The organism is Mesorhizobium sp. WSM4898 (genome assembly GCF_029625845.1).
In the GTDB taxonomy this organism is placed as follows: Bacteria; Pseudomonadota; Alphaproteobacteria; order Rhizobiales; family Rhizobiaceae; genus Mesorhizobium.
Window position 1 is genome coordinate 813,528 of sequence record NZ_JARTVQ010000001.1, and the last position, 17,933, is coordinate 831,460.

General features: G+C 64.6%; 12 protein-coding genes. 4 read left to right on the forward strand and 8 right to left on the reverse strand.

Annotated features, from left to right (window positions below; genetic code table 11):
- The gene (gene cueR / locus P9228_RS03995; protein WP_067003523.1) at positions 1-390 is read right to left on the reverse strand and encodes a Cu(I)-responsive transcriptional regulator; all 390 of its coding nucleotides are present in this window, start codon (positions 388-390) and stop codon (positions 1-3) included.
- A gap of 223 nt (positions 391-613) precedes the next feature.
- Between cueR and P9228_RS04000 the strand changes: the two genes are divergently transcribed.
- Entirely contained in the window at positions 614-1,231 is a 618-nt protein-coding gene (locus tag P9228_RS04000) for a L,D-transpeptidase (RefSeq protein ID WP_278052461.1), read from the forward strand.
- Between the two features lie 173 nt (positions 1,232-1,404).
- Here P9228_RS04000 and P9228_RS04005 read toward each other — a convergent pair whose 3' ends face one another.
- From P9228_RS04005 to P9228_RS04030, 6 genes are all read right to left on the reverse strand, one after another.
- On the reverse strand, positions 1,405-1,974 hold the full coding sequence (locus tag P9228_RS04005) for a NifU family protein (protein ID WP_067003527.1): 570 nt from the start codon (positions 1,972-1,974) through the stop codon (positions 1,405-1,407).
- Positions 1,975-2,118: 144 nt separating this feature from the next.
- Positions 2,119-4,368, reverse strand: coding sequence for a glycogen debranching N-terminal domain-containing protein (locus P9228_RS04010; protein WP_278052462.1), 2,250 nt, complete (start codon positions 4,366-4,368; stop codon positions 2,119-2,121).
- 216 nt (positions 4,369-4,584) lie between these two features.
- The gene (locus P9228_RS04015; protein WP_067003529.1) at positions 4,585-5,076 is read right to left on the reverse strand and encodes a universal stress protein; all 492 of its coding nucleotides are present in this window, start codon (positions 5,074-5,076) and stop codon (positions 4,585-4,587) included.
- A gap of 102 nt (positions 5,077-5,178) precedes the next feature.
- Entirely contained in the window at positions 5,179-6,246 is a 1,068-nt protein-coding gene (gene trpS / locus P9228_RS04020; protein ID WP_067003531.1) for a tryptophan--tRNA ligase, read from the reverse strand.
- Positions 6,247-6,418: 172 nt separating this feature from the next.
- Entirely contained in the window at positions 6,419-8,026 is a 1,608-nt protein-coding gene (gene murJ / locus P9228_RS04025) for a murein biosynthesis integral membrane protein MurJ (protein WP_278052463.1), read from the reverse strand.
- Positions 8,027-8,072: 46 nt separating this feature from the next.
- Positions 8,073-10,877, reverse strand: a complete 2,805-nt coding sequence (locus tag P9228_RS04030) for a [protein-PII] uridylyltransferase (protein ID WP_095782308.1) — start codon at positions 10,875-10,877, stop codon at positions 8,073-8,075.
- Between the two features lie 194 nt (positions 10,878-11,071).
- Between P9228_RS04030 and P9228_RS04035 the strand changes: the two genes are divergently transcribed.
- The 3 genes from P9228_RS04035 to P9228_RS04045 all read left to right on the forward strand — a co-directional run bounded on the left by P9228_RS04035 (position 11,072) and on the right by P9228_RS04045 (position 14,955).
- Positions 11,072-13,582: a heavy metal translocating P-type ATPase gene (locus P9228_RS04035; protein WP_278052464.1), complete on the forward strand. Its 2,511-nt coding sequence runs from the start codon at positions 11,072-11,074 to the stop codon at positions 13,580-13,582.
- Positions 13,583-13,626: 44 nt separating this feature from the next.
- On the forward strand, positions 13,627-14,016 hold the full coding sequence (locus tag P9228_RS04040) for a DUF305 domain-containing protein (RefSeq protein ID WP_278052465.1): 390 nt from the start codon (positions 13,627-13,629) through the stop codon (positions 14,014-14,016).
- Positions 14,017-14,109: 93 nt separating this feature from the next.
- Complete coding sequence (locus tag P9228_RS04045) at positions 14,110-14,955, forward strand: aldo/keto reductase (RefSeq protein ID WP_278052466.1); 846 nt, start codon at positions 14,110-14,112, stop codon at positions 14,953-14,955.
- Between the two features lie 27 nt (positions 14,956-14,982).
- Here the strand turns inward: P9228_RS04045 and mutS are convergent, their stop codons facing one another.
- On the reverse strand, positions 14,983-17,706 hold the full coding sequence (mutS, locus tag P9228_RS04050) for a DNA mismatch repair protein MutS (RefSeq protein WP_278052467.1): 2,724 nt from the start codon (positions 17,704-17,706) through the stop codon (positions 14,983-14,985).
- Between the last annotated feature and the right edge of the window lie 227 nt (positions 17,707-17,933).

The window sequence follows — 17,933 nt, forward strand, 5'->3', positions numbered from 1 at the left end:
TCACGCCGCCCCCGCCATGTCATCCAAAATCGGGCAGTCCGGCCGGTCATCGCCGTGGCAGGCGTGGATCAGCTTCTGCAGCGTCGCGCGCATCGACTGCAGTTCGCGCACCTTTTCCTCGATCGCCCTGACATGGGCGCTGGCGATTTCGCGCACGTCATGGCTGGCGCGGTCGCGGTCCTGATAAAGCGCCATCAGCTGCCTGCAATCGTCGATTGAAAAGCCGAGGTTGCGGGCGCGGCGCAAGAAGGCCAGCCGGTGCACGTCGTCGCGCGAGTAGTCGCGGTAGCCGTTTTCGGCCCGCGCCGGCAGGATCAGGCCGATCTCCTCATAGTAGCGGATGGTCTTGGCCGGCAGGCCGGAACGCTCGGCGGCATCACCGACATTCATGGCGCTCTCCTGTCTCCGGCAGCCTTTCCGGCTGCCCCGTTGATTTTACTTCACAATCCTGGGACCCCTGTTGCCGAAATGCCGCAGTTCGGCACTTACCAGCAGGGAAGGTCATGCATATAGGCAGTGCACGCTTGGCAAGCAAAAGAAATGCCAGCATGAATGATGGTGAGAAAGCGGCCGGCTTGTGCCGCTGATAAAAGGCGGGGCGTCGGACCTATTCATGCGCTTGAAGTCGTTTGCAATCGTCGCCGTCCTTGCGCTGTCGACCGCGATCAGCGGGTGCAGCACCATTGGCGGGCAAATCTTCACCAACAACTATGGCGCGATGACCGATGCCGGCTATCAGCTGCCGCGCATCCCGATCGAGAAGGTTCCGGCCCGCTTCCGCCGGCAGGAAGTGCGCTACGACACTCCCGAGAAGCCCGGCACCATCATCGTCGACACCCAGAACAAGTTCCTCTACTTCGTCGAGGGTGACGGCATGGCCATGCGCTACGGCATCGGCGTCGGCCGCGAGGGCTTCGAGTGGCACGGCACCGCCCATATCGCGCTGAAGCGCGAATGGCCGACCTGGACGCCGCCGGCGCCGATGATCAAGCGCCAGCCCGAACTCGCCAAATTCGCGGGCGGCATGGAGCCGGGCCTGAAGAACCCGCTCGGCGCGCGCGCCATGTATCTGTTCAACAAGGGCGGCGACATGGGCTACCGCCTGCATGGCAGCCCGGAGTGGTTCTCCATCGGCAAGGCGATGTCGTCGGGCTGCATCCGCCTGATGAACCAGGACATTATCGATCTCTACGACCGCACTTCGGTCGGCGCCAAGGTCATCGTGATGTGATCACGATGGCCGCGGACAAAAGCTTGCGTGCGCGGACCGTCTAGGCAACAACAAGACGTCCAAAGACAGAAAACCGGGCTGTTGGGGCCCGGTTTTTTGTTTTTGCGGTTGGAGAAAATTCACTCCGCCGAGAAGCTCAGAAACCGCAACAGGCGGCCGGCGGAGCAGAATTATCAGGCGACCTGCTCGACCTGCTGCACTTCCGGAACAAAATGCCGAAGCAGGTTCTGAATGCCGTGCTTCAGCGTCGCCGTCGATGACGGGCAACCGGCACAGGCACCCTTCATATGCAGGAACACGGTGCCGTTCTCGAAGCCGCGGAAGGTGATGTCGCCACCATCCTGCGCGACCGCCGGGCGCACCCGGGTGTCGAGCAGCTCCTTGATGGTCAGCACCAGCTCCTCATCCGCCTTGTCGTAGAACTCGCCGGCCTGGCCGGCATCGTTGGCCGGGGCAGCCGAAGCCATGACCGGCGCCCCGGACATGAAATGCTCCATGATGGCGCCGAGGATCGCCGGCTTCAGGTGCTGCCAGTCCGGACCGTCCTTGGTCACGGTGATGAAGTCGTAGCCGAAGAAGACGCCGGTGACGCCGGGGATCTCGAACAGCCGGCCGGCCAGCGGCGAAGCCTGTGCGGCGCCTTCGGCGTCGCGGAAATCGGCGGTGCCGTCGCGCAGCACTTCCTTGCCGGGCAGGAATTTCAGCGTCGCCGGGTTCGGCGTCGATTCGGTCTGGATGAACATGGATATCTCCAGGCCCTTCCGGGCCGATAGTTTGGAATAATTCTAAATAGGCTCTATCGGCTGGACATTCAAGCGAAACGCGTCGCCCGAACGGCTGGCTGGCGGAATGTTTTTGCCCCGGCGGAGCGCTTCGCCACGGCAAGCCTATCCTCCGACTTCCACGCTGAGTTGTCCACTCGTCTTCTGGATGTTCACCTCGGCGCCGTCCGCCGTGCGCATGAATGCGAGGTCGGCGCTTGCCTCGCCGACCCGCAGCCCGCGAAGCTCGATGCGGCTGACGAAATCGGGCAGTCGCGGCCGCACGATCCGCAGCTTGTTTGCGAAGGCGTCGGGCTCCAGGCCGAGGCAGGTGGTCACCAGGAACGGCACCGCGCCCGCTGCCCATGCCTGCGGGTGGCAGGCCACGGGATAGTGCACCGGCACCTGGAAATCGTTGCGCTGAAAGCCCGCCATCGCCTCCGGCAGCCGGTAATGGCGGAAGTGCATCGCCGCTTCGACAATGGCGGTGAAGATCCGCAGCGCCGCGCCGTCCTCGCCATACCGCCGGCAGCCGGCCGCCAGCAGCGCATTGTCATGCGGCCAGACGGTGCCGAGATGATATCCGACGGGATTGTAGCGCCGCGCCGCGCTCGAGAGCGTGCGCACGCCCCAGCCGTTGAACATGTCGTCCTGCATCAGCCGCCGCACGGTTCGGCGGCCCTTGCCCCGATCCGCGATACCGGTCCACAGCGCATGGCCCGGGTTGGAGGAAACGACCGCGACCGGGCGGCCGCGCGCCTCGAGCGCCAGCGCGAAAGTGTCCAGGTCCTCGCACCAGAAGTCGCGGTTGAACCGTGTCCGAAGCTTTTCGGCCTCGCCGCGAACCTGCCTGGCGCTGTTGCGCTCGCCAATGCGTTCGTAGAGATCGGCGATGGCATGCTTGGCCGCAAACACATAGCCCTGCACCTCGACCAGCGCGATCGGCGGCCTGGCGATGCTGCCGTCGGTCCTGACGATCGCGTCGGCCGAATCCTTCCACCCCTGGTTGACGAGACCGCTTTCCGAGATGGTCCGGTATTTGACATAGCCTTCGCCATGCCCGTCTCCGGCCTTGGCGATCCAGCCCAAGGCCTTTTCCACCGGCTCCCGCAGTTCGCGGAAGAGCCCCACGTCGCCTGTCCACGCGGCATAGCGGCCGAGAAGCAGCAGGAAGAGCGGGGTCGCGTCCACCGTGCAGTAGAATCTGGCATGTGGGACATTGCCCGCGCGAGCGAGCTCGCCGACGCGCAGCTCATGCAGTATCTTGCCGGGCTGCTCCTCTCGCCATCGATCCGTTCGACGTCCCTGATAGCCGGCTAGAAGGCGCAGCGTCTGGGCGGCGATCTCCGGCTGGAAGGCGAGCATCTCGAGCGCGACGATCAGGCTGTCGCGTCCAAACAGCGCGACGTACCACGGCACGCCGGCTGCGAAATACTCCCTGTTGCCAAGATCCGACCTGAGCACCGCGAGATCGCGCAGCGAACGGTCCATGATGCTGTTGAGCAGCAGGCTGTCGCTGTCGAACTTCGTGTGTTGCTCCAGCCATTTTTCAGTATCCGCCTGAACCGTCCCGGCAAAGCCCTCGAGAGCAAACGCCGGGTGCTGGCTCATTTGCTCGGCCTCCGGCTCTTCCGACAGTTCCCTCAATTCTATGGTGATGGCGATGGTGCGCCTTTCTCCTGGCGAAACATCGAACTGGAACTCGGCCGCGGTTCTGTGCATGGCATCGGGTGCCGGCAAGAAACCGATTGTTGCCGTTCTGCGAACGTGGTCGGCGCCGTGATAGACAAAGTGGAGGCTGCCGTCGCGCCAGGCAGGCCGCTCGCACCTGCCGAGGTTCTTCGGCACCAGTCCGCGCACATTGAAAATGTCCTCGAAGCCGGCGCAGAAGTGCAGGGCCAGCGGAAAGCCATGCGGCTCGTTGCCGAAATTCTGGATGGTCAGAACCTCTCGCACACATGTTTGCTCCGCATCGAGAATGCGCTCCCAGCGGATGCCGAGCTCGTCCTTGGGGATCAGTCGCCCCCCATCGCAATGCAGGTCGGGATTGGCCAGTTCGAAAAGCGCGGCGTAACCTCTTTGCGCGGTCGAGGCCAACACGATCGGCGGCAAACCGCCCAGCGTCATCTCATAGCCGCCGAGGAAACGGCAGTCGTGGAAATAGAGCCCGAAGCCGTGCTCGCCTTTCACCGGTATCTGAGCGTCGGGAGCGAGGATATAGTAGAGATCGAGATTCTTGACCGTAATCGCGCCGGCGATGCTGTCCACCATGGCCGGGTGCCCCTTGGCGAGCACGCGGTGCCTGCGCTCCTGCTGCGCATCAGGCGTCTGCCGGGCTTTTTGCTGTGATCGCGCTGCCTGCGAGCGCGGCTGCACCGGTGATCCAGTCCCAGCGTTTCGCGGCTTTGACGTGCCGCTACGCCCTGCTTTCCGGGTTGATTCGTCCACCGGCGCTCCTTTGGAATGGCGTTTCCGTGACCATTCCAAATGGCGCGCCGCCGACACGGGCCAAGGGCTATGGGCTGGTTGATAACATCGATGTGTATCTGCGGATCGGCGACGTTCCAATCGGGCAGGAGGGGCCTTCCCAATTCAGGCCAGGCTCTCGATTTCCTCGTCGGAGAGGTTCTGCGGCACCACGGTGACCGGGATGGGGAAGGCGGCGCCCCGGCCGGCCACCGCACTCACCAGTGGCCCCGGACCTTCCTTGCCGGCGCCGGCCGCCAGCACCAGGATGGCGATGTCCTGGTCTTCCTCGATGAGCTTGTGGATTTCCTCGGTCGGCTTGCCTTCGCGCACCACCAGTTCCGGCTCGATGCCGACCTTCTGGCGCACCTTGCTGGCATAGGTGTCGAGCGCCGCGCGCGCGGTCGCGTTGGCTTCCTCGCGCATGATCTTCTCAACCCCCAGCCAATGCTGGAAATCGTCCGGCTCGATCACGTAGAGCAGGACCAGCACGCCGCTGGTGCTCTGTGCGCGCGTCGATGCGTAGGCGACCGCGCGCTCGCATTCCGGCGTATCGTCGATGATCGCCAGGAATTTGCGGCGATGTCCGGCTTCACGGCTGAGGCGTTTGGAAACCATGTCTGTCCGCTCGGTATCAATTCGGCCGCAATCTGCCACCGCCACGGACCGGCGGCAAGCCGCCGGCCGGTATGGCGATCCCAGTCAACCAGCGAGGACCGATCAGTCCTGCAACAGGCCGATGATGTCGCGCACCGTCTTCATCGTGCCTTCGGCGATCGCGCGGGCGCGCTCGCCGCCGTCCTTGAGCACGGCGTCGACATAGGCGCGGTCGCCCTCGATGCGGCGCATCTCCGAGGCGATCGGCGCGAGCTTTTCGACCGCAAGGTCGGCCAGCGCCGGCTTGAACACGGAAAACTGCTGGCCGCCATATTCCTTCAGCACGTCGGCTTTGGAAATTTCGGCGAGGCCGGCATAGATGCCGACCAGGTTTTCGGCTTCCGGCCGGCTTTCCAGCCCGTCGACTTCACTCGGCAAGGCCTCCGGATCGGTCTTGGCCTTGCGGATCTTCTTCGAGATTGTGTCGGCATCGTCGGTGAGGTTGATGCGCGACAGGTCCGACGGGTCCGACTTCGACATCTTCTTCGAGCCGTCGCGCAGGCTCATGATGCGCGCCGCAGGACCGCCGATCACCGGTTCGGTGATCGGGAAGTAGCCGTTCACCGTCTCTTCGCCGACCTGCATCTCGACGCCGACGCCGAGCGCCGCGATCTTTTCCGAGAAGTCGTTGTTGAATTTTTGCGCGATGTCGCGGGTCAATTCCAGATGCTGCTTCTGGTCCTCGCCCACGGGCACATGGGTGGCGCGGTAGAGCAGGATGTCGGCGGCCATCAGGCTCGGATAGGCGAGCAGGCCGAGCGAGGCGTTCTCGCGGTCCTTGCCGGCTTTGTCCTTGAACTGCGTCATCCGGTACATCCAGCCGATGCGCGCCACGCAGTTGAAGATCCAGGCCAACTCGGCGTGCTGGATGACTCGCGATTGGTTGAAGACGATGTGCTTCTTGGGGTCGATGCCCGATGCCAGGAAGGCGGCGGTGATCGAGCGCGTCTGGTCGCCAAGGTCCTGGTGCACGAGCTGCGCCGTCAGCGAATGCAGGTCGACGACGCAATAAATGCAGTCGGACTGTTCCTGGAGGGCGACGAATTTTTTGATGGCGCCGAGATAGTTGCCGAGATGCAAATTGCCGGTCGGCTGGACGCCCGAGAAGACGAGGGGCTTGAAGGCGGACATGATTTCCTCATGGCTTGTGGAGGGCCGTATACGCATGATTCCAAAAAGTTGCAGACTTTTTGGAGCCAATCATGCGGCTGGAAACCGCGCGCGGCGAAAGTCTTGCGACGGCGGGCTTATGGACGAAGGCGAATGCGGGATCAAGACCGCTGTTGCTGAAAGCCAGCTCGAGTTATTCATCCAAGCCGGTGTTCGATTTCCGCGGCGCAGATTTCCCCGTGCCGCGCTTCACGTTCCGACGGATCATGCCGAAATCGGCCCCGCCGGTGCCGAAGGCGGTGATGAAGTAGAGCGCCGCACCCCCGCCGACAAGCGCGAGCAGCGTCGTCGCCTTGATCACCAGCGACGAGCCGGGTCCGAGCCTTGCCGCGAAATAGTGCTCGGCGAAATAGAGCGCGACCGCCATCACAACAGCCGACAGCACCAGCCGGGGAATGCGCTTCAAGAGCGGTATGTCACGACCCCAGTGGCCGCGCTTTATCAACATGCCGAGCAGCAAAGCCGCGTTGACCCAGCCGGCGACGGCCGAGGCGACGGCGATGCCCGGCGCGCCCATCGAAGGAAACAAGCTCAGCGCGGTGGCGACGTTCACGCCGACGGAGATGGCGGCGAAGATCATCGGCGTGCGCGTGTCCTCGCGCGCGAAATAGCCGGGCGTGAAGGCCTTGATCAGCACGAAGGCCGGCAGGCCGAGGCCGAAGATCGCCAGGATCGAGGCGACGATCGGCGTCGAATGGTTGGCGGCGAAGGCGCCGCGCTCATAGACCAGTCGCACGATCGGCTCCGACATCACCCAAAGCGCCGCGGCCGCCGGCAAGGTCATGAACAGCGTGAATTCGACCGAGCGGTTCTGCAAATTGGCCGCCTCGATCAGATTGCCCGATTTCAAAGCCCGCGACAGCTCCGGCAGCAGCACGATCGCCACCGCGACGCCGACGACGCCGAGCGGCAGCTGGTAGATGCGATCGGCATAGGCGAGCGATGACACGGCGCTGTTCTGCCCGGAGGCAATCGCCGTGCCGATCAGCTGGTTGATTTGGGTGATGCCACCGGTAATAGCGGCCGGCAGCGCCAGGATCAGGAGCCGCTTGACGTTCGGCGTCATCTTGGGCCGGCGGAAGCCGATCGAGATGCCGGCATGGCGCACCGCTACCCAGACGATGGCGAGCTGCACGATGCCCGCCGCCAGCACGCCCCAGGACAGGCCGAAGCCGACATCATGCGCGTCGAGCCCATGATACCAGGCATAGGCGAGCACGCTGATCAGGATGATGTTGAGGAAAGCGGGGGCGATCGCTGCGGCGAAATAGCGGCGCAGCGAGTTCAGCATGCCGGCCATCATGGCGCCGAGCGACATGCAGATCAGATAGGGGAACATGATCGTCGCCAGCCGGACGGTCGTCTCGAACTTGCCCGGAATGTCGGCAAAGCCCGGCGCCACCAGGTAGCGGACGATCAGCGGCATCGCCAGTTCCATGGCGATGGTGAGCGCCAGAAGCGCCGAGAACAGCACGCCGAACACTTCCTCCGAGAAGCGCTTTGCGCCGTCGGTGCCGTGCGTTTCGATCTCCTTGGCGAACAGCGGCACGAAGGCGGCGTTGAAGGCGCCTTCGGCGAACAGCCGGCGGAAGGTGTTGGGAAACTGGAAGGCGGCGTTGAAGGCGTCGGCGACCGGTCCGGTGCCGAGGGCCGCCGCCATCAGCATCTCGCGGCCGAAACCCAGCGCGCGGCTCATCAGCGTGCCGGAGGCGACGGTGGCGAATTTTTTGACAAGGCTCATGCGGAGGATGACTGCCTGCGGAATTGCGTCAAATGGATGGTGATGATCACTCGGCGGCCGCCGCCTTGGCCTTGCCGTTGCGTTCGGGCGCGTTGCCTTCGAGTGTGTCGATCAGCCGCTTGTGGATCGTGGCCGTGCGCGTCGGGCTGTCGATCTTCTGGCCGGTAAGGTCGGTGACATAGAAGGTGTCGATGACCTTTTCGCCGAAGGTGGTGATGTGGGCCGAGGCGATATCGAGCGATAGGTCCGACAGCGCGCCGGTGACCTCTGAGAGCAGGCCGGGCCGGTCCAGCCCCTCGATTTCGATCACGGAAAAACGGTTCGACAGCGTGTTGCGGATCTCGGCGCGCGGCGGAATGCGAAAGGCCTTGGCGCCGCGCTTCGGCTTGGCGCGCTTCTCGATCATCTCGGGCAGCCAGCTCTTGCCGGACAGCACGTCCTCGATCAGCTTGCCGACGCGTTCGGCCCGCCGCCGCTCGTCCTCGTCGCGATCGAATTCTCTGGAGATCAAAATGGTGTCCAGCGCCCGCCCGTCAGAGGTGGTGAAGATCTGCGCATCGACGATGTTGCCGCCGGCCGCGGCACAGGCGCCGGCGATCACCGACAGCAGCCGCGGATGGTCCGGCGCCAGCACGGTGATCTCGGTTACCGCTTCGAACTCATGCGTCTTCACCATGGTGGCGAGCTTTCTGCCGGCCACATCCGCCTCGCGGACGAATTCGGCGTGGCGCAACTGGTCGGGCAGGTCGACTGTCAGCAGATAGTTTTCGTAGTGCTGGGCGACATAGCGCTTGCGCTCCTTCGCCGGCCATGCGGAAAGCGCCTCGGCCAGCCGCTCGCGCGCGGCGGAGGTGCGTTCGGCCCGCGACACTTCGGAGAAGCCCCCGGTCAAGAGCAGCTCGGTCTCGAAATAGAGCGTGCGCAGCAATTGTCCCTTCCAGCCGTTCCACACGCCGGGCCCAACGCCCCGAATGTCGCAGACGGTCAAGATCAGAAGCAGCTTCAGCCGCTCCACCGATTGCACGATCGAGGCAAAATCCTCGATCGTCTTGCGGTCGTTGAGGTCGCGCGTCTGCGCGGTCATCGACATCACGAGATGGTTCTCGACCAGCCAGGCGACGGTCTCCGTGTCGGCGGCCGACAGCCCCATATGCGGGCAGATGCGTCGCGCGATCCTGGCGCCGGCCTCCGAATGGTCCTCCGGCCGGCCCTTGGCGATGTCGTGCAGGAGCACCGCGACATAGAGCGCCTCGCGGCTCTTCTTCAGCCCCGGCATCAGCGAGTGCGACAGCGGATGCACCTTGGCGCCGTCGCCGCGCTCGATCTCGGCCAGCACGCCAATGCAGCGGATGAGATGCTCGTCCACCGTATAATGGTGGTACATCGAGAACTGCATCATGGCGACGATCTTGCCGAAGTCGGGGATCAGCTTGCCGAGCAGCCCCGCCTCGTTCATGCGCCTGAGGTTGAGCTCGGCATTGCGGTCCGAGGTCAGGATATCGAGGAACAACCGGTTGGCCTCCTCGTCGCGCCTGAGCGACTTGTTGGCCAGGCCGAGCGACCGGGTCAGCAGCTTCAGCGCGTCGGGGTGGAACTCCAGCCCGTGCTTGTCGGCGAACCAGAACAGCCGAAGCAGGTTGACCGGATCGCGTTCGAACACGCTGTCGTCGGCAATGTTGATGCGGTGGTTGTCGACAATGAAGTCGGACGTGCCGGCAAGCTTGCGCTTGCGCCGCGAGAAGGTGAGAAAGATGCGGTTGAAGCCGGGCACATGCTTGGCCTGCTCTTCCTCGAGCGCGGCGCAGAAGATGCGAGTGAGATCCCCAACATCCTTGGCGACCAGGAAGTAGTGCTTCATGAAGCGCTCGACCGCCGACAGCCCGGGATGGGTGGTGTAGCCCAGCCGCTCGGCGATCTCGCGCTGGATGTCGAAATGCAGCCGCTCTTCCGCCTTGCCGGTGAGGAAATGCATGTGGCAGCGCACCGCCCATAGGAAGTCCTCGGCCTTCTGGAACTCGCGATACTCGGCTTCGGTGAAGACGCCTTTCTCGACCAGTTCCTGGCCGGTACGCACGCGGTAGAAGTATTTGCCGATCCAGAACAGCGTCTGCAGATCGCGCAAGCCGCCCTTGCCGTCCTTGACATTGGGCTCGACGAGGTATCGGCTCTCGCCCGCCTTGGCGTGGCGCTCGTCGCGTTCGGCGAGCTTGGCCTGCACATATTCGGGTCCGGTGGTGCGCACCACTTCGTGGTCGAAGCGGGTGAGCAGTTCGTCGTAGAGCTTGCGTTCGCCCCACAGGAAGCGCGCTTCCAGGATCGAGGTGCGGATAGTGATGTCGGTGCGCGAGAGCCTCAGACACTCTTCGATGTTGCGGGTGGCGTGGCCGACCTTCAGCCCCATGTCCCACAGCATGTAGAGCATGTATTCGACGATCTGCTCGCCCCACGGCGTCTGCTTGTAAGGGAGCAGGAACAACAGGTCGATGTCGGAGCCCGGCGCCAGCGTGCCGCGGCCGTAGCCGCCGACCGCGACGACCGCCATGCGCTCGGCGGCGGAGCGGTTCTTGACCTGGTAGACGTGGGTGGCCGCGAAATCGTAAAGCGCCCGGATCAGCTCGTCCATCAGATGCGACAGCCGCTCGGCGCAGGCATGGCCGCCGCCATCCTGCTTCAGCATCGCCTCGGCGATCGTTCGCCCTTCCGCGAGCTTGCCCTTGAGCAGTTGGAGAACCGCTGTGCGGGCAGCCTTGCCGGAGCCGTCGCCTGCGCTCGGCGCCGTCAGCGCCGTCATGTCGCGGCGCAAAGCGTCGCCATCGATGATTTCGTCGAGTTTGAGGGAGATCTTGGCCATTCGGCGGCGTCTATAGCGCGTTTTCTTCGCGCTGTGTATGGGGCGTGCGACAGGCCGAATTCCATCACGCGGAAGGTGCGTTCGACGCTCAGCCGATCAACTTTATAGACTAAAAAATCGAAATTGACCCTTGACCTTCCAGTTACTGGAAGGACTACCTCCGCCTCAATCCGAGAGTTCCGAGGCATTTGCTGATGACCCATTCCGACCATAACCATCATCATGCGCACGGCGCATCCTGCTGTTCGGGGAAGAATGCTCGGCCTGCGACCGAAGCGGTGATTCGCGACCCCGTCTGCGGCATGGCGGTCGATCCGGCGGCCGGCAAGCCGGCGGCCGAGCATGGCGGCAGGACCTTTCATTTCTGCAGCGAGCGCTGCCGCACGAAGTTCCAGGCCGAGCCGGACAAATATCTGACGGCCACCGATCCCGTCTGCGGCATGAATGTCGACCGCGCGAGCGCCAGGCATTTTGTCCGACACGAGGGGCAGGGTTTCTATTTCTGTTCGGCCGGATGCAAGGACGAGTTCGAAGCCGAGCCGGCAAAGTACCTTGCCGGCCGGCCTGCGCCGCAGCCGATGCCTAAGGGCACGCAATACACCTGTCCGATGCATCCCGAGATCATCCGCGACAGGCCCGGCTCCTGCCCGATCTGCGGCATGGCGCTGGAGCCGATGGGCGTGCCCTCCGGCGACGAAGGCCCGAATCCGGAGCTTGTCGATTTCACCCGCCGCTTCCGGGTCAGCGCCGTGCTTTCGCTGCCGCTTCTGATCATCGCAATGGCGCCGATGCTCGGCGTCAGCTTCGAAAGTTTCGTCGACGGCCGCACGAAGACATGGGCAGAACTGGCGCTGGCGAGTCCGGTGGTGCTGTGGGCGGCGTTTCCGTTCTTCCATCGTGGCTGGGAATCGCTGCTCAACCGCAGTCCCAATATGTGGACGCTGATTTCGCTCGGCGTCGGCGCTGCCTATCTCTTCAGCCTTGTCGCGACGCTGTTCCCGGATGTCTTCCCGCACCAATTTCGCGGCCATGACGGCAGCGTGCCGGTTTATTTCGAGGCGGCCGCGGTCATCGTCGCGCTGGTGTTCCTCGGCCAGGTGCTGGAACTCAGAGCCCGCGAGCGCACGGGCTCGGCCATTCGCGCCTTGCTCGACCTCGCGCCGAAGACGGCGCGCCTGATCGGCGCTGACGGGACCGAAAAGGACGTGCCGCTCGACAGCGTCAAGACCGGGGACAGGCTCCGTATCCGCCCTGGTGACGCCGTGCCGGTCGACGGCATCGTGCACGAGGGGCGCTCGGCCATCGACGAATCGATGATCACCGGCGAGCCGCTGCCGATCGAGAAGTCGGAGGGCGATTCGCTCACCGGCGGGACGCTCAACAAGAACGGCTCCCTCATCATGCGTGCCGAAAAGGTCGGCGCCGAGACCACGCTTTCGCGCATCGTCGAAATGGTCGCCAAGGCGCAGCGCTCGCGCGCGCCGATCCAGGGGCTGGCAGATCGAGTTTCCTTTTACTTCGTGCCGGCTGTCGTGCTGGTGGCGATCATCGCCTTCATTGTATGGTCGCTCTTCGGCCCCGAGCCCAGCCTGGCCTTCGCCATCGTGTCGGCGGTGTCGGTGCTGATCATCGCCTGTCCCTGCGCGCTCGGCTTGGCCACGCCGATGTCGATCATGACCGCGACCGGCCGCGGCGCGCATGCCGGCGTGCTGATCAAGGAAGCGGCGGCGTTGGAGCGCTTCGCCTCCGTCGACACACTGATCGTCGACAAGACCGGCACCTTGACCGAGGGCCGGCCGCGGCTGACCGATGTCGTCGCCGCCGAAGGCATTGCGGAGAATGAATTGCTGGCGCTCGCCGCGACGCTCGAAAAGGGCTCGGAACACCCGCTCGCCGAGGCGATCGTCGAGGGTGCCGCCGAACGCGGCGCCAAGCTTGCAGGTGCCGAGGACTTCGAGGCGATAACCGGCAAGGGCGTTGCCGGTAACGTGTCCGGCAGGAAGGTTGCGCTCGGCAATGCGGCGATGATGGCCGACCTCGGCGTCGACACCGCGCCCGTTTCCGCCAGCGCGGAGGCGCTGCAGGCCGAAGGCAAGACGGCGATGTTCGTTGCCGTCGGCGGCGAGCTTGCCGGCCTGGTTGCCGTCGCCGATCCGGTCAAGGCAACCACGGCCGAGGCGATCAAGGCGCTGCACGACAAGGGCTTGAGGATCATCATGGCGACCGGCGACAACGAGCGCACGGCAAAAGCGATCGCGGGCAGGCTCGGCATCGACGAGGTCCGCGCCGGGCTGCTGCCGGATCAGAAGGCGGCACTTGTCGACGAACTGCGCGCCAGGGGCGCCGGCATCGCCATGGCCGGCGACGGCGTCAACGATGCGCCGGCGCTTGCCGGAGCCGATGTCGGCATCGCCATGGGCACCGGCGCGGACGTCGCGGTCGAAAGTGCCGGCATCACGCTGGTCAAGGGCGATCTCAACGGCATCGTCAGAGCCCGCACACTGGCCCAGGCGACGATCCGCAACATTCGCCAGAACCTGTTCTTCGCCTTCCTCTACAACGTGCTCGGCGTGCCGGTCGCCGCCGGAGTGCTCTACCCGCTCACCGGTATGCTTCTGTCGCCGATGATCGCAGCGGCGGCGATGAGCCTGTCGTCGGTCTCGGTGATCGGCAACGCGCTGCGGCTGAGAACGTTGAAACTCTGAGCGACGCCCCCAAATACGACATTCCATTCAACAGGAGATATTGGATGACCTTGGCCAAGAAGATTGTGCTGCTGCTGATGGCGGCGGGAATGCTGATCGCGGTGTTCCTCGAAAGCGTGCCCGCGCAATCGGACGAAATGAAGCACGACATGTCCGGGATGGCCATGGGCGCGGACAGCCCCGCAACCGCTGGCTACAAGGCGGCCATGGACAAGATGCACAAGGACATGATGCTCAACTACACCGGCAATGCCGATGTCGATTTCCTCCGCGGCATGATCCCGCATCACCAGGGAGCCATAGACATGGCCAAGGTGGTGATCGCCAACGGCAAGGACCCGGAAATCCGCAAGCTCGCCGAGAACGTCGTCAAGGCGCAGGAAGCCGAGATCAAAAAAATGCAGGATTGGCTTGCCAAGCATCCGGTGAACTAGTTTCCCGCGCCGGAAATCCGGACGAAGGCGAGGACTTCGGCCTGGATTTTCGGCCATGCTTGTGCTGCGATCCAGCCTCACGCGGAGCAGGCCATGTCTTCTAAAATCAGAACCACTTTCCTGCCGTCAGGCGAAGCCGTTCCGGTGCTGGGTCAAGGCACGTGGAAGATGGGTGAGGACGGCCGGCGCCGCGCCGATGAGGTCGCGGCGCTAAGGCTTGGGCTGGATCTCGGCATCACCCTTATCGATACGGCGGAAATGTATGCCGGCGGCGGCGCCGAGGAGGTGGTGGCGGAAGCCATCGCCGGGCGCCGCGACGAGACTTTTCTGGTTTCCAAGGTGCTGCCGTCCAACGCCTCGCGCGCCGGCGTCAAGCGGGCCTGCGAGAACAGTCTGAAACGGCTCGCCACCGACCGCATCGACCTCTATCTGCTGCACTGGCCGGGCAGCGTGCCGCTGTCGGAAACGATCGAAGCCTTCGAGGCCTTGAAGACGGCCGGCAAGATCCGCCATTGGGGCGTCAGCAATTTCGATACCGACGAGATGGAGGAATTGGTCGGCCTACCCTCCGGCGCCAACGTCCAGACCAACCAAGTCCTCTACAATCTCTCTCGGCGCGGTCCGGAATTCGACCTCGCGCCCTGGAGCCTTGAGCGCGGCATCCCGCTGATGGCCTATTCGCCGGTCGAGCAGGGCGCGCTGGCGCGCAACGCCAGACTCGACGCCGTTGCCGCCCGCCACAACGCCACCGCCGCGCAGATCGCGCTTGCCTGGGTAATGACGCAGAAAGGCGTCGTTGCCATCCCGAAGGCCAGCCGGCAGGAGCACGTCCGCCAGAATGCTGCGGCGCTCGACGTCGTCCTGACGGCGGAAGACCTTGCCGAACTTGACCGCGCCTTCCCGCCACCGACGCGCAAGCGCGGGCTGGAGATGATCTAGGCGCGCTCGCAATGACGCTGGAAAGCCTTATTTCGCCGCCAGCCCCTTCAGCCTGTAGAGCGCCTCCAGCGCCTCCCTTGGCGTCATCTCGTCCGGATTGATCACCCCCAGTGCTTCGCCCAGGACATCGTTCTTCGCCGGCTTCGGCGCTTCGCGCTTCACCGCCACCGAAAACAGCGGCAGATCGTCGACCAGCCGGTTGGTCTTGCCGGAAACTTCGCCTTCCTCGAGCTGGTGCAGCACTTCCTTGGCGCGCGCCACCACCGCTTCCGGCAGTCCGGCGAGCCGTGCCACTTGCACGCCGTAGGAACGGTCGGCGGCACCCTTGCCGACCTCGTGCAGGAACACGACGTCGCCTTCCCATTCCTTAACCCGCATGGTGACGTTGGAGAGCCGCGAAAGCTTGCCGGCCAGCGCCGTCATCTCGTGGAAATGTGTGGCGAAGATCGCACGACAACGGTTTTTTTCATGCAGATATTCGACCGCCGCCCAGGCGATCGACAGACCGTCGAAGGTCGCGGTGCCGCGGCCGATCTCGTCAAGGATGACCAGCGCCCGCTCCCCGGCCTGGTTCAGGATCGCCGCGGTCTCGACCATCTCGACCATGAAGGTCGAGCGGCCGCGCGCCAAATCGTCCGAGGCGCCGACGCGCGAGAACAGCCGGTCGACGACGCCGATATGGGCGCTTTCGGCCGGCACGAAGGAGCCGGTCTGGGCAAGGATGGCGATCAGCGCGTTCTGCCTCAGGAAGGTCGATTTGCCGCCCATGTTGGGCCCGGTGAGCAGCCAGATGGCGCCGGCCTTTGCTCCGTTTTCAGGCGAAAGATTGCAGTCATTGGCGACGAACGGGCCTTCGCCTGATCGCCTGAGCGCCTGTTCGACCACCGGGTGGCGGCCGCCGGCAATCTCGAAGGCGAGGCTGGAATCCACGACCGGCCGGCACCAGCCCTCGCTTTCGGACAGCAGCGCCAAGGCCGACGACACGTCGAGGACTGCAAGTGCCTCGGCCCCGGCGCGGATTCTGTCGGCCTCTCTCACCACTTCCGCCGTCAGCCGGTCGAAGGTGGCAAGCTCGATGCTCAGCGCCTTATCGGCGGCATTGGCGATCTTCGATTCCAGCTCCGCCAGTTCCGTCGTGGTGAAGCGCATGGCGTTGGCCATGGTCTGGCGATGCATGAAGCGCGCCTTCGCAGCGTCGCTGCCGGTCATGATCGCATGATGGTTGGCCGTCACCTCGATATAGTAGCCGAGCACATTGTTGTGCCGGATCTTCAGCGAGCGGATGCCGGTCTCTTCGATCAATGAGCGCTCCAGCCCGGCGATCACCTTTCGCGACTCATCGCGCAGCGCCCGCATCTCGTCGAGTTCGGCATTGTAGCCTGACCGCACGAAGCCGCCGTCGCGCCTGATGAGCGGCAACTCGTCGTCGAGCGCCTCGCCGAGATGGCGGGCGAGCGCCTCAGGCAAGCCATGGATCGCCGAGAGCGCCGCGGCGAGTTCGGCGGGGAGCGCCGTCGTCGCAAACAGTGCGGCGATCGCGCCCGCGGCCTCGAAGCCGGCGCTGAGCGCGCCAAGGTCGCGCGGGCCGCCGCGGTTGAGCGCCAGCCTGGAGAGTGCCCTCGGCATGTCGGCGACACTTTTCAGGCTCGTTCGCAATCCTTGGCAAAGCCGCGCTTCGGCGCGAAAGAACGACACCGAATCCAGCCTAGCGGAAATCAATGCCGGGTCGGTCAGCGGCGCCATCAGCCGGTCGGCGAGCAGTCTCGCCCCGCCCCCGGTCACGGTTCGGTCGATCGCCTTGAACAGCGAGCCTTCGCGGCTGCCGGATAGCGTGCGCAGGAGTTCCAGATTGGCGCGCGTCGCCGGGTCGATGAAAAGCGTCGAGCCGTTCTCCTCGCGCTCGGGCCGCGACAGCGGCGGCCGTTCGGCCTTCTGCGTCTTCTCGACATAGGCGATGGCGCCCGAGATCGCCGACAGCTCGGCACGCGAAAAAGTGCCGAAACTGTCCGGGGTCGCCACCTCGAAGAAGCGGGCTATGCGGCCCGTGGCCGATGCCGAATCGAACAAAGATGGCGGCTGCGGGTTGGCGATCCGGCCGAGCACGTCGAAGACCGGCCGCAGCTCCGCGTCATGGAATACCGGCTCGGCGACGATCAGCTCGCGCGGATCGACGCGGAAAATGTCGGCAAGCAGCCGTTCGGCCGAGGTTTCAGCCACCCGAAACGCGCCCGTCGAGATGTCGATCCAGGCAAGCGCGAAACTGCCTTGGCTGGCTGCATTGCCACCCTTCACTCGCCCCAGCGCCATCAGGAAGCTCGACTCCGAGGGTGCAAGCAGCTTGTCCTCGGTGATGGTGCCCGGCGTGACCAGCCGCACCACGTCGCGGCGCACCACCGATTTCGAGCCACGCTTCTTGGCTTCCGCCGGGTCCTCGATCTGCTCGCACACGGCAACGCGGAAGCCCTGCGCGATCAGCTTCTGCAGATAATCGTCCGCCGCATGCACCGGCACGCCGCACATCGGGATGTCGTGGCCCTGGTGCTTGCCGCGCCGGGTGAGCACGATGCCGAGCGCCTGGCTCGCCTTTTCGGCGTCGTCGAAGAACAGCTCGTAGAAATCGCCCATGCGGTAGAACAGAAGCGAATCCGGGTTCGCCGCCTTGATCTCGATATACTGCTCCATCATCGGCGTGACGCCGCCCATGGTGGGCGCCGGCGTCGTCGTTTCCTGGGCGTCGGTATCGGTCGGCATGTGCATGTTCATGCCCGAACGCTAGCAGATGTGGCAGGGCGGTTTAATGCCGGAGGCTCGAAAAGCAGGGGAAAGCGCGAGCCATGCTGCCAGCTCGCCGTCAATCGGTCCGCCGCATTGCCGGCCTTCTGTGCTGAAGCAGCTTCGCCCGGCTTGTCGGTTTACAGTCGCCGCGTGTAGCCTTAATCGGTGGGAACCATAAGCAAGCAGCCGTCCCAAGCGGTGCC

Coding starts and splice junctions, on each gene's coding strand:
- cueR (WP_067003523.1), bottom strand. CDS start 390: ATGAATGTCGGTGATGCCGCCGAGCGTTCCGGCCTGCCGGCCAAGACC.
- P9228_RS04000 (WP_278052461.1), top strand. CDS start 614: ATGCGCTTGAAGTCGTTTGCAATCGTCGCCGTCCTTGCGCTGTCGACC.
- P9228_RS04005 (WP_067003527.1), bottom strand. CDS start 1,974: ATGTTCATCCAGACCGAATCGACGCCGAACCCGGCGACGCTGAAATTC.
- P9228_RS04015 (WP_067003529.1), bottom strand. CDS start 5,076: ATGGTTTCCAAACGCCTCAGCCGTGAAGCCGGACATCGCCGCAAATTC.
- trpS (WP_067003531.1), bottom strand. CDS start 6,246: ATGTCCGCCTTCAAGCCCCTCGTCTTCTCGGGCGTCCAGCCGACCGGC.
- murJ (WP_278052463.1), bottom strand. CDS start 8,026: ATGAGCCTTGTCAAAAAATTCGCCACCGTCGCCTCCGGCACGCTGATG.
- P9228_RS04030 (WP_095782308.1), bottom strand. CDS start 10,877: ATGGCCAAGATCTCCCTCAAACTCGACGAAATCATCGATGGCGACGCT.
- P9228_RS04035 (WP_278052464.1), top strand. CDS start 11,072: ATGACCCATTCCGACCATAACCATCATCATGCGCACGGCGCATCCTGC.
- P9228_RS04040 (WP_278052465.1), top strand. CDS start 13,627: ATGACCTTGGCCAAGAAGATTGTGCTGCTGCTGATGGCGGCGGGAATG.
- P9228_RS04045 (WP_278052466.1), top strand. CDS start 14,110: ATGTCTTCTAAAATCAGAACCACTTTCCTGCCGTCAGGCGAAGCCGTT.
- mutS (WP_278052467.1), bottom strand. CDS start 17,706: ATGCCGACCGATACCGACGCCCAGGAAACGACGACGCCGGCGCCCACC.